Origin of the sequence: Wohlfahrtiimonas sp. G9077 (assembly GCF_002252155.1) — a bacterium.
Taxonomy (GTDB): Bacteria; Pseudomonadota; Gammaproteobacteria; order Cardiobacteriales; family Wohlfahrtiimonadaceae; genus Wohlfahrtiimonas.
Map to the genome: position 1 here is coordinate 178,556 of NZ_NEFD01000004.1, position 11,446 is coordinate 190,001.

Genomic DNA, 11,446 nt, shown 5'->3' on the forward strand with positions numbered 1-11,446 from the left:
CGTCTCCATTTTGGTAACAATGCTCACTAGTTTACGGGGAATTGAAAAAAATACTTTGATCTAGTGACAGTTTTTGCTTTAAAAAACATTTAACTGCATTAAAATGTAAACTTTTGTCGATGGGATTGAAAGGTATGACCTATTTTGTGGGCGCACATGTCAGCGCATCCGGCGGGGTTGATTTAGCGCCGCAACGAGCGAAAGAGATTGGGGCAAATGCATTTGCCTTATTTACAAAAAATCAGCGCCAATGGAAAGCAAAACCGCTTGAGCCCAAAGTGATTGCCAATTTTAAAAAAGAGTGTTTTAAACTTGGCTTTAAGGGCAACCAAATTTTGCCCCATGACAGTTATCTCATTAATTTAGGGCATCCGGAAACAGAAGGGCTCAACAAATCGCGTGAAGCCTTTTTAGATGAGTTGCAACGCTGCGAGCAATTGGGCATTGAGTTGTTGAACTTTCATCCGGGCAGTCATTTAAATAAAATCAATGTTTCTGATTGTTTAGCGCGCATTGGCGAGTCCATTAACATTGCGCTGGATCAAACGAAAAATGTGGTAGCAGTGATTGAAAACACGGCAGGGCAAGGCAGCAATTTAGGCTTTGAGTTTGAGCAATTGGCAGAAATCATTGATCATGTGGAAGATAAAAGCCGCGTGGGCGTATGCATCGATACTTGTCATGCCTTTGTGGCAGGGTATGATTTACGCACGTTTGAAGCGTGTGAAAAAACATTCACAGCCTTTGATGAGATCGTCGGTTATCGATATCTACGTGCCATGCATTTAAACGATGCGAAAACAGACTTTGAAAGCCGCGTGGATCGCCATGCAAGTTTAGGACAAGGCACCATTGGTTTAGGGGCATTTGAATACATCATGCAGCAACCACAATTTGAAGGCATTCCCTTGATTTTAGAAACCACAAATCCTGAGATTTGGGATCAAGAGATCGGTTTATTGCGCAGTTTTACACAGGAAGCATGATGGATTCATTAGCATTAATTTTGCCAGAAGATGGGCAAATGCCAACATTGGCCAATACTTACACAGTGCAAGGCACAGATGTGACTTACCCATCATTTGTGTGGGATGGGCAATCGCTCTTTTGGCAAGATGAAGCGAAACAAAAATTAAAAGTGGACTTTGCCTCCCCAAAACAGTTGTGGCGTTTTTCTAAACTCAATAAAGCCCAAGAGCCCATTTTACGGGCTTTAAAATGGAAAAATGGCGAAGGTCAAACGGTGTGGGATTTAACGGCAGGACTTGGGCGCGATGGTGGATTGCTGGCATATTCTGGTTGTACAGTGACATTCTTTGAGCGCAACCCCACGTTGCAAATTCTGCTCTCTGAGGCGATTTTTAGCCTGCAAACAGAGATGCCAGAGATGGCCGCGCGCATTACGTTAAATGCCATGAGCTCGATTGATCATTTAAAATTGGCATTAAAAGATGACACCATGGTATTGCCAAACAGTTGTTATATGGATCCGATGTATCCGCATCGCAAAAAATCAGCCTTGGTGAAATTAGATCTACGCATGGTGCGTGATTTAGTGGGCGATGATCCAGACAGTGCAGAGTTACTGTCATTGGCGATTGATTTGCTAAAAAGTGGCCGTGGCATGCAGCGCGTGGTGGTCAAGCGTCCAGCGAAATCAGAATATTTGGGGGATTTTAAACCCAGTTACAGCGTTGAAGCGCCCAATACGCGCCTCGATGTCTATGTGCCTTAAGGAGTCAACATGAAACAGTTACAAGGGGCCATTTTTGATGTGGATGGCTTGCTCTTTAATACCGAGCAGCTCTATTGCGACATCTGCATTGATGTGGCGCCTAAATATGGCATCACTTCGTATGATGAGCACTATTATCGCCGTTATTTGGGCACATCGAATCAAGATTTATACACGATTTATCGTCAAGATTTCCCTTTTTTGAGTATTGAGGCTGTGGATCAATTCATTCGCGAAGTGCAGTCGATTGCAGAGGGTTACTTGTTGGCCGGCAATGTGGCCATCAAGCCTGGTGCCGCTGAGTTATTGGCATTTTTAGCATCCCATGAGATTCCTTGTGTGATTGCTTCAAACAATTATGCCCATTTCATTGATGCGATGCTCACGCATCATGGCATTCGCGAGCATTTTGGAGAGATTTATGCCCTTGATCACATTGAAAATCCAAAGCCACATCCGGAAATTGTTCATAAAGCGGTGGATTTTTTAGGGCAAGCGCATGGCGATGTGGTGATGTTTGAAGATTCCACCAATGGTGCAAAGGCTGCGATTGCCGCCAATGTGCCGGTGATCATGGTGCCGGATATGTTGCCGCCGCCCGATGCACTTCGTCCCTCTTTGCTCAAAGAGTGCGAAAGCTTAAAACATGCATCTGACTTTATTCAGCAGCATTACCATTGGTAAGAGGATAAAAAAGCGAACAGATGTTCGCTTTTTTCATTAGGCGGTGCCAATTTCTTGGGATAAGCTTTGAATTTTTACCCCAGAACTTTCAAACAGATCATTCCACAGCAATTCGCGTTCATCGCGTGAGAAGAGAAACTGCTTATCAAAGGGCAGCGGCATCCATACATTGCGCTTTAACTCTTCATTAAATTGCTCGGTGCTCCAGACAGAATAGCTGTCAATGATGGAGTGAGAAATCTCAGGATAAGACTCAATGATCGTGGCCAGAACATCGGCGGAGGTTGTGATGTCCACACCGGGCGCAATTTCCACAGCTTTGTGCCATTTTTGAATATGTTCATGGAGCACAAACAGTTCTTTTAAGCGCACAGGGCCGCCTGAGATGAAGTTCAATTTATCGATATCTTTAGGGTCAATGGCCAGATCATATTGGGCAGAGATCTCATCTTTTGAGAGTAAATTTTGTTGATTGATGATGACACCCAGCACAAATTGATCCGTATGTTCGAGCACGAAGATCACCGAACGATGAAATACTTCATCGTCGATGTGAGGCATGCTGATCAAAAATTGGCCGCGAAAATTAACTGACATGTTGCTGAGATTTCCATTGATCAATGAGCACTGTCATCAGATCACGTCCAACGGGAATGCCCGTGACGTTCTCAATTTGACGAATGCCCGTGGGGCTTGTGACGTTGATTTCTGTTAAATATCCACCGATCACATCTAATCCCACAAAGGTTAAGCCACGTTTTTTAAGTTCCGGGGCAAGGCGGGCACACAATTCAAAGTCACGTTCGGTTAATGCTTCAACCACCGCTGTACCGCCAACAGCTAAGTTTGCACGGGTTTCACCCTTAGGTGGAATGCGCACCATGGCATAAGGCACCGGTTCACCATCAATGATGAGGATGCGTTTATCGCCCTCTTTAATGGCCGGTAAATATTTTTGCATCATGACGGTGGTGGTTTGTTGTGCCGTTAATGTCTCTAAAATCACGTTTAAATTTGGATCATCTTTTTGGATTCTAAATATGGCTGTGCCGCCCATGCCATCAAGGGGTTTGATGATGGTGTCTTCATGTTTTTCAATGAAGGCTTTTAATAGATGATATTGACTGGTGACAAGTGTGATTGGGCATACATCCGGGAACCATGCAGTGAACAATTTTTCATTGCAATCACGAAGGGAGCGCGGATCATTGCACACGATTGCCCCTTGTTTTTGTGCAAGTTCTAATAGGTAAGTGACGTAGATGTAGTGCATGTCAAAGGGCGGATCTTTACGCTGCACAATGATGTCTTGATCTGAAAATGTCACAATTTCAGCTTCTTTGAGCTGATACCAATCGTGTTCTGTTAAATCGATCGTAACGGCTTGAACGGTAGACTTGACCACACCTTCCTCAATGAAGATGTGGGCAGGATTGATGTAAAAGCACTCATCCACTAAATCTTGAGCAGCCATCATCATGGACAATGTGCTGTCTTTGTGAATGTTAAGCGTATGGAGCGGATCCATGACGAAGAATATGCGAGGCAAGCTCATGGCAATTTCCTAAATTGAGAATAAAATTCCGTTGCCAAATACTATGGGGCTTGCGTGAAGAAAAAACAAGGGTTAGGCCCAATCTCCTAAGAGCGCATGCAAGCTACTGATGACAGAGAGCGCGGCGGTTTCGGTGCGCAAAATTCTCGGGCCAAGGGTCACAGGATGACAATTTTTTTGTGAAGAGAGCCAAGCAAGCTCTGCGTCACTAAAGCCGCCTTCAGGCCCAATGATGATGCCAAAGGCATGTTCTGTGTGATGATTTTTGAGCCAATGACCAAGGGAGCATTCCGCAGTGGGGGAGAGAATTAAATAGGGGCGATCTAACAGTAATGCATCAATATTTTTAAGGGATGCAAAAGGGGTCAGCATTGGCACTTTATTTAAGCCTGATTGTTCACAAGCGCTTTCAATGATGCCTTGCCAATGGCTCAGTTTTTTCTCTTGTTTATCGCTGTCATTGAGTTTAAAACTGCTGTGTTCACTCATAAAAGGGGTTAAACGATTGACGCCAAGCTCCACCGCTTTTTGAAACACAAAGTCCATTTTGTCGAATTTTGCAAAGCTTTGGATCAAATGTACATCAAAAGGCGCACTGCGATCAATGGCAATGTGAGCATGCAATGTCACAGTGAGAGATCGTTTACCAATCTCACTGATCACAGCCGGATATTCGCCGCCTTCGCCATTAAACAGCACAAGGTGATCGCCCACTTTTTTACGCATCACACGCACGATGTGATTGAATTGTGGTTCTTTAAGTTCAACGGTTGCGTGGGGAGCCAGCGGTGCTTGAGTATAAATGCGCATGAATTAATCCAAATGCTGATAACGGTCAGGTTCGCCCTCAGGGGCAGTTTTAAAGCGTTTATATGTCCACAAATATTGCTCAGGGGCTTTGCGGATTTCAGTTTCAATGGCGTGATTGAGCACAGTGACAGAAGTCAATGTATCCGGATCACGCAATTGATCATCAATTTTAATGAGCTCAATGGTGAATGTACCGGTGGCCAAATCGCGTTTAGAGACGACAAGATATGCCGGAATGTCAAAGCGATGGGCTAAGCGCGAGACAAGCCCCATTGTGTTGGTGGGAATGCCAAAAAAGGGTGCAAAAATGCCTTCGCCATGTCCGGGATCTTGATCCGGTAAAATGCCAACGCTGCGCCCATTTTTCATGGCTTTCATCATGTCGCGGATGCCTTGTGTGGTGGTGGAAACAAGCACGGCACCATTTTTCCCGCGCCCTTCGATGATGATGGGATCAATGTACAAACGGCTTGGGCGATAAAGCGTCGCTAAAGGGTACAAGGATGAGGCATACAAACCACTTAATTCCCATGAGCCAAAGTGCGGCGTGATGAAGATCATTTGATCATATTGCGCCTGATCTTGGGTAAATTCAGGTGGCACAGTGATGTGACTGACCGATTGCAAAATCTTCTCATAGGGATTGAGCCACATAAAACTCATCTCAAAGAGGGTGGCCGAATTGTGGCGCAGCGTCTCTTTGAGTCGTTTTTGGTGTTCATCTTCTGATAAATCAGGAAATGCTAAGCGAAGATTGCGTGCAGCAATTTGACGGGTTTGGTTTGGAATGTGATACAGCCCAAAGGCAATCAGATCAGAGAGTCGATACAAGCTTTTGAGCGAAAAGCGCGCAAAGAACCGCAATAAAGCGGTGATCACTTTTGCGCGAATGCGGCGGCGTAATGGTATCGAATCGCTCATGATTATTGCTCAGCGTTTTGACGGGCGATGTCTGCGATGGAAAAATCGTCGTCATCATCGTCATAGGATTTTTCAGGAATGTCGATGCCCGCTTTACGCAATTGATTGTTGCGGTATTGCAAAACGGCTTCACGCTGGAATGTATAGTTATCCAGTGAGATTTTTTTAGAGATGTTGTCGGCCGATAACAATTCAGAACGTGCATTGACGACATCGACGGCCGCAAGCGCCAATTCTGTTTTAAAGTCAATCAAGTAGCCGTTTGGATTGGTGGCAAATACATCCACGCCAAAGCCCACTTGATCACGCATGGTGCGCGGTGGCAAGAATGGCAAAAGGAAATAGTTCGTGTCTTTCCAACCATAATAGGCAAGCGTCATCCCAAAATCAGCTTGTTGATACTCTGGCAATTTAAAGGTATTGGTCAGGTCAATGAGTCCTGCAAGCCCAAAGGTGCTGTTAAAGACAAAGCGGTGCATGGATTCAAGTGCAGCCACAGGTTTGCCTTGTAAAAGATTATTGACCACATTGCGAGGCTCTGTGATGTTACTAAAAGCGTTAGACACGCCTTCGCGCATTAAACCTGGCGTAATGGCACGGTAACCGGTGGCCACAGGTTTTAATAAAACTTCATCAACAGTGGTGTTAAATGCATACACTTTTCGGTTATAGCTTTCATAGGGGTCGGCAGGATTGCTGCCCGCACAACCTGCGAGGATCAAAGTGCCAAGAAGAAGCGTTGTTAATTTATTCATGGGATGCTCAAAAGAATGTATTTAGAAATTTTTAGTATTTTAACCCAGTCCCGCGATTCATTAAATGATTCGCCGCTGCAAACAATACCACCAATAACAGGCTCAATAAGCCTAATGTCCAACCAATGTGAATGTCAGAGATGCCAAGCATGCTGTAACGAAAACCATTGACCATGTATAAAATCGGATTGAAGTAGGAGAGTTTTTCCCAAAATGGTGGCAACAATGTCACTGAATAGAAGATGCCACCTAAATAGGTCAAAGGCGTGAGCACGAACGTTGGCACAATGGAGATGTCATCAAAAGAGTTTGCAAACACTGCATTGATAAAGCCCGCTAATGCAAAAACGGCAGAGGTCAATAAAAAGACCGTGATCGTCAATACAAAGTGCTGGATGGAGATGGGCGTGAAAAATAGAGTGACAATCGTCACAATGACGCCCACAAATACGCCGCGCGCGATGCCGCCCGCCACATAACCTGAAATGATGAGTAAATTAGAGACCGGCGAGACTTGCAGCTCTTCCACATAATGTTGGAATTTTGCCCCAAAGAAGGAGGAGACGACATTGGCATAGCTGTTATTGATGACAGTGAGCATGATTAAGCCCGGCGCAATGTATTCAATGTAACTAAAGCCGCCCATATCACCAATTTTGCCACCAATGATTTTGCCAAAAATCACAAAATACAAAGCCGTTGTGATGGCAGGGGGCAATAAGGTTTGTGGCCAAATGCGCACAAAGCGTAAAATCTCTTTGATGAGAATGGTTTGGAAGGCAATCCAATTGACATGTTTATTCATGGCTGTCCTCATGGTTTCCCGTCAGTTTGATGAAAAGTTCTTCTAAGCGATTGGCGCGGTTGCGCAGTGTTTCCACTTGGATGTTTTGTGCATTTAAGGTTTTGAACACTTCGCTGATGGTGTGAGGCTTGGCAATTTCCGCTTCTAACGTCATCTCATTGATGAGGCGAAAGGCAATACCTTCAGCCGCTTGTGGCGCTTCGGTTAAAGGTGCGCTTAAACTCAACACAAAGGCTTCGGATTGAAGTTGGCGCAACAGATGATCCATCGAGCAATGCTCAATGATTTCACCATGGCTGATGATGGCGATGTTTTTACAGAGTAACTCCGCCTCTTCTAGATAATGCGTCGTTAAAATGATGGTGGTGCCCGTTGTATTGATCTCTTGAAGCAGTTCCCAGGTTTGGCGGCGAATCTCAATGTCAACGCCTGCAGTGGGTTCATCTAAAATCAAGAGCTTTGGCTCATGCATCAATGCACGCGCAATCAATAAGCGGCGCTTCATGCCGCCGGATAAATTGCGGGCCATTACGCGGGCTTTATCGGAAAGATTCAACAATTTGAGATATTTGGCCGCGCGTTCTTTGGCAATTTTGCGGGGTACGCCAAAGTAACCGGCTTGATTGACGAGGATGTCCTCACACAGTTCAAACTGATTGAAGTTAAACTCTTGTGGCACTAAACCCACTAAGGATTTAGCCGCACGCATCTCTTTTTTATGATCATGGCCAAAAATTTCCACCTGACCATTTGTGGCATCTAATAAACCTGTAATGATGCTGATGGTGGTGGATTTACCGGCACCATTTGGGCCAAGCAAGGCGAAAAAGTCGCCTTGTGCCACGGTCAAATTGATGCCTTTTAATGCCACTTTGCCATTGTGATAGGTTTTGGCCAATCCGCGAATGGCAAGGGCCGGTTGCTTTGCATTAATCTCTGTCATATCTACGATTGTTTGATTTACCTGAAGTGCGAGCAGGGCGCGCTGGGCGGCTGCCATCGCTGCGTTTGGCGCCATCAAAGCGCTTTGTATCCCCAAAAGATGGGCGTGATGAACGCTCGTTGCGTTCAGTGCGCGGTGCGCGCTCACTTCTGTCTGTGCGTTCTGAACGATCGGTTCGCTCACCGCGAGATTTGCGATCTCCCATTGGGCGATCTGGGGCAAATTTACGGTTGGGTTTTGCACGATACGCACCGCGTTTATTGTCAGGGGCAACGTAGAAGTTTTCCATTCTAAATTGCATGCCGGCATCTTCTAATAAGGCTTTGGTATCCTCGATCTCTAAATCAATGGAGTGACCAGAACGCAATGATTTTGGTAGCGTAAAGCTGCCATAGCGCACACGAATCAAGCGAGAAACGGTCAAGCCTTGAGATTCCCATAAGCGGCGCACTTCGCGGTTTTTACCGCCTTTTAAAATAACGTGATACCAAATGTTCGCGCCTTCACCGCCTGAGTAGAGAATGTCATCGAATTTAGAGAGGCCATCTTCAAATTCCACTCCATTTTTCATGTTTGTCACCATCTCTTCTGTTAAGGTGCCAAGTACACGAACGGCGTATTCACGTTCGATTTCACTCGAAGGATGCATCATTTTGTTGGCCAATTCACCATCATTGGTGAGGAGCAATAAGCCTTGCGTGTTGATGTCTAAGCGGCCAATGGAAATCCAACGGCCATTTTTGATGGGTGGCAAGCTGTCAAAAACAGTGCGGCGGCCATCAGGATCATTGCGCGTCGTCACTTCGCCCACAGGTTTATTGTAGGCAATAATGCGGCGCACGAATGGGGAATCATCCAATTTTATCGGCTGACCATCCACAAGGATCTTCTCTGAACCATCGACGGTGGTGCCAAGGGCGGCCACTTTACCATTGACGCTGATTCGCCCTTCGCGAATCCAATCCTCCATGGTGCGGCGTGAGCCTAAACCAAGATTTGCCAATACTTTTTGTAAACGTTCGCTCATAGTTCTTCCGATAAAATGTGATAGAAAAAGGTCTATATTCTACCGAAAAAACTGTCTAAAGCCTATTGCATTTATTTTAATCTTCAACAAGCGGTAAGCGAATGGTGACAATCAATCCATCTACGGCGCCATTTTCAAAGGAGATCGAGCCATTGTGATGCTTGATGATCTCATTGGTAATGGTGAGCCCTAAGCCATAACCGCCATCTTTTTTATTGCGGGCGCTGTCTACACGATAAAAAGGTTTGGTTAAAAATGGAATGTGCTCTTCAGGCACGCCATTGCCGTGATCTTTGACCTCAATAATCGCTTCACGCGTGGTGTGATCAAGTTTTAATGTCACCATGATTTTGGTGTAAGGCTTGGTGTGAAAGAGGGCATTGCGAATGATGTTCTCAATGGCACGCTCTAATTTTAAAAAGTCGCCTCGCACCACCATGTGATTGTCAAAATCAAGGTCAAAATCGATGCCTTTATTTTGTTTAGAGAATTCAAAGGCGGCATCATCAATCAACGATTCAAGCATCGCCGTTAAATACACCTCTTCGCCAGTATCAATGAGAGAGAGTTGATGATTTTGCAATGGGCGCAAATAGTTGAGGATCTCATCGATCAATTCATTGAGGCGCGAGCCCTCATTTTCGATGCGATCGAGCAGATCTTTGTAATCGTATTTATGAAATTGGCGCTCTTTGAGTAAGTTGATGGCCAATTTTTGGCGGGCAAGGGGTGATCTGAGCTCATGGGCAATGTCTGAGATCATCTCTTGCTGGGATTTTTGTAATTTAGAGAGATTTTGCACCATGATGTTAAAGTTCTGGCACAACTCACGAATTTCTGGGGTGGCAATTTGAATGCTTTCTGGCGCAATTTGTTGCAGATTGCCTTTACCTACTTGTTGGGAAGCGCGGATCATTTCAGCCACAGGCAGTAAAAATCGGCGCGCCCAAAAGAAGGTGAAAAAGAGGATGAAGAAAAAGATCGGAATGCCACGGATCACAAAGCCTTCAAATGAGAGGCCAAAGTAAAGCATAGAATGGCTTGGATTTTTCACTTCAATCAAATAGAGATTGTCATTTTGGTCGGTGAAATAAAAGAGCTGATTCTGTTTGATGGAACTCATCTGAAACAGCTCTGTATGGGTGGTTAAAATGTTTTTGTCAGGCGTAATCGGGCCCAAAAGGTGCAGGGAAATGTATTGATCATACTTTTTCGCCAGCGCCTCTACACGATACACAGGATTGCCATCGGTGCCATAATTGCCCGCAATCACGAGCTCAGAGAGTACAGGGATGACCTCTTGATGATAAATGGTTTTCCACTCATCATTGTATTGATCAGAGATGTAAATGTAGGCGAGCTGCACGCTCAGTACGATGATGCTGTAAACCAGCACCACAGATAACCATGCTCTGAATAAGAAGCTTTTATAAAACTCCTTAAAGCCCGAAAATTTCTGCTTAAACACTTAACTGATAGCCTCGACCGCGAACACTTTTAATTTCCACATCGTGTTCAATGATTTTTTTACGAATGTTTGAAATGTGCACATCTAAACTGCGGTTAAACGGTGGCAATTTTTTGTGCATCGCCTGCATAGAGATGGTGTCTTTAGGCACCACAGCGCCTGGATTTTCTGCCAGAACCACGAGGATTTCATACTCGATGCCTGTTAAATCAATCGGTTGCTGATTGATGTAGAAAATGCGCTTTTGTTTGTCCCAATGAATTTTTTCCTTCTCAAAGCTTTCGACGCCTTGGGTGGTATTTTGCTGAGCGCGGCGCAAAATTGCTTTGATACGTGCAAGCAATTCACGGGGTTCAGGTGGTTTTGAGATGTAATCATCCGCGCCTAACTCTAAACCTAAAATGCGGTCAATCGGTTCAGATTTAGCGGTGAGCATAATCACAGGTAAGTTCGGATAGCTTTGGCGTAATTGCTTGAGCGTTTCAATGCCATCTAAATTTGGCATCATCACGTCGAGTAAGCAAACATCGAAAGATGAAGTTTGTGCAATTGCGAGAGCATCAAAGCCATCGTTGGCCACAACAACTTCTAAACCTTCACCGGATAGGTAAGTGGATAAAAGCTCAGAAAAGTCTATATCATCGTCGACGAGTAATAATTTTTTATTATTCACACTGCAATCCTATAAATCACAAAAAGGTTAAACAAAAGTATAAGCAAGGATAATATAAAGTATTTATTAA

13 protein-coding genes are annotated in these 11,446 nt (G+C 44.8%); 3 read left to right on the top strand and 10 right to left on the bottom strand.

Going from position 1 to position 11,446, the window contains the following annotated elements; translation table 11 throughout:
- Nucleotides 1-134: 134 nt before the first annotated feature.
- From nfo to B9T20_RS07090, 3 genes are read left to right on the top strand one after another with little or no spacing between them, the layout of a single operon-like run.
- On the top strand, nucleotides 135-986 hold the full coding sequence (gene nfo / locus B9T20_RS07080; RefSeq protein WP_094490411.1) for a deoxyribonuclease IV: 852 nt from the start codon (nucleotides 135-137) through the stop codon (nucleotides 984-986).
- Nucleotides 986-1,735, top strand: coding sequence for a class I SAM-dependent methyltransferase (locus B9T20_RS07085; RefSeq protein WP_094490412.1), 750 nt, complete (start codon nucleotides 986-988; stop codon nucleotides 1,733-1,735). The genes nfo and B9T20_RS07085 overlap by 1 nt, the downstream gene beginning before the upstream one ends.
- 9 nt (nucleotides 1,736-1,744) lie before the next feature.
- Nucleotides 1,745-2,419, top strand: coding sequence for an HAD family phosphatase (locus B9T20_RS07090; RefSeq protein ID WP_094490413.1), 675 nt, complete (start codon nucleotides 1,745-1,747; stop codon nucleotides 2,417-2,419).
- A gap of 36 nt (nucleotides 2,420-2,455) precedes the next feature.
- Here B9T20_RS07090 and B9T20_RS07095 read toward each other — a convergent pair whose 3' ends face one another.
- The 10 genes from B9T20_RS07095 to B9T20_RS07140 form a co-directional block, all read right to left on the bottom strand.
- Nucleotides 2,456-3,016, bottom strand: coding sequence for a YqgE/AlgH family protein (locus B9T20_RS07095; protein WP_094490414.1), 561 nt, complete (start codon nucleotides 3,014-3,016; stop codon nucleotides 2,456-2,458).
- Complete coding sequence (gshB, locus tag B9T20_RS07100) at nucleotides 3,006-3,974, bottom strand: glutathione synthase (protein ID WP_094490415.1); 969 nt, start codon at nucleotides 3,972-3,974, stop codon at nucleotides 3,006-3,008. Before gshB ends, B9T20_RS07095 begins: the two co-directional genes overlap by 11 nt.
- Before the next feature lie 72 nt (nucleotides 3,975-4,046).
- The gene (locus B9T20_RS07105; RefSeq protein WP_094490416.1) at nucleotides 4,047-4,784 is read right to left on the bottom strand and encodes a 16S rRNA (uracil(1498)-N(3))-methyltransferase; all 738 of its coding nucleotides are present in this window, start codon (nucleotides 4,782-4,784) and stop codon (nucleotides 4,047-4,049) included.
- A gap of 3 nt (nucleotides 4,785-4,787) precedes the next feature.
- On the bottom strand, nucleotides 4,788-5,705 hold the full coding sequence (locus B9T20_RS07110; protein ID WP_094490417.1) for a lysophospholipid acyltransferase family protein: 918 nt from the start codon (nucleotides 5,703-5,705) through the stop codon (nucleotides 4,788-4,790).
- A gap of 2 nt (nucleotides 5,706-5,707) precedes the next feature.
- Nucleotides 5,708-6,460, bottom strand: a complete 753-nt coding sequence (locus B9T20_RS07115; RefSeq protein ID WP_094490418.1) for a VacJ family lipoprotein — start codon at nucleotides 6,458-6,460, stop codon at nucleotides 5,708-5,710.
- A gap of 31 nt (nucleotides 6,461-6,491) precedes the next feature.
- A complete protein-coding gene (locus B9T20_RS07120) occupies nucleotides 6,492-7,265 on the bottom strand; it encodes an ABC transporter permease (RefSeq protein ID WP_094490419.1) in 774 nt (257 codons plus the stop codon).
- Nucleotides 7,258-8,208, bottom strand: coding sequence for an ABC transporter ATP-binding protein (locus B9T20_RS07125; RefSeq protein WP_094490420.1), 951 nt, complete (start codon nucleotides 8,206-8,208; stop codon nucleotides 7,258-7,260). Before B9T20_RS07125 ends, B9T20_RS07120 begins: the two co-directional genes overlap by 8 nt.
- On the bottom strand, nucleotides 8,195-9,235 hold the full coding sequence (gene rluB, locus B9T20_RS07130) for a 23S rRNA pseudouridine(2605) synthase RluB (protein WP_094490421.1): 1,041 nt from the start codon (nucleotides 9,233-9,235) through the stop codon (nucleotides 8,195-8,197). Before rluB ends, B9T20_RS07125 begins: the two co-directional genes overlap by 14 nt.
- A 76-nt stretch (nucleotides 9,236-9,311) precedes the next feature.
- Nucleotides 9,312-10,703 carry an ATP-binding protein gene (locus B9T20_RS07135; protein ID WP_094490422.1) on the bottom strand — a complete coding sequence of 464 codons (1,392 nt, stop codon included), beginning with the start codon at nucleotides 10,701-10,703 and terminating at the stop codon, nucleotides 9,312-9,314.
- Nucleotides 10,696-11,376, bottom strand: coding sequence for a response regulator transcription factor (locus tag B9T20_RS07140; protein WP_094490423.1), 681 nt, complete (start codon nucleotides 11,374-11,376; stop codon nucleotides 10,696-10,698). The genes B9T20_RS07135 and B9T20_RS07140 overlap by 8 nt, the downstream gene beginning before the upstream one ends.
- Nucleotides 11,377-11,446: the final 70 nt, after the last annotated feature.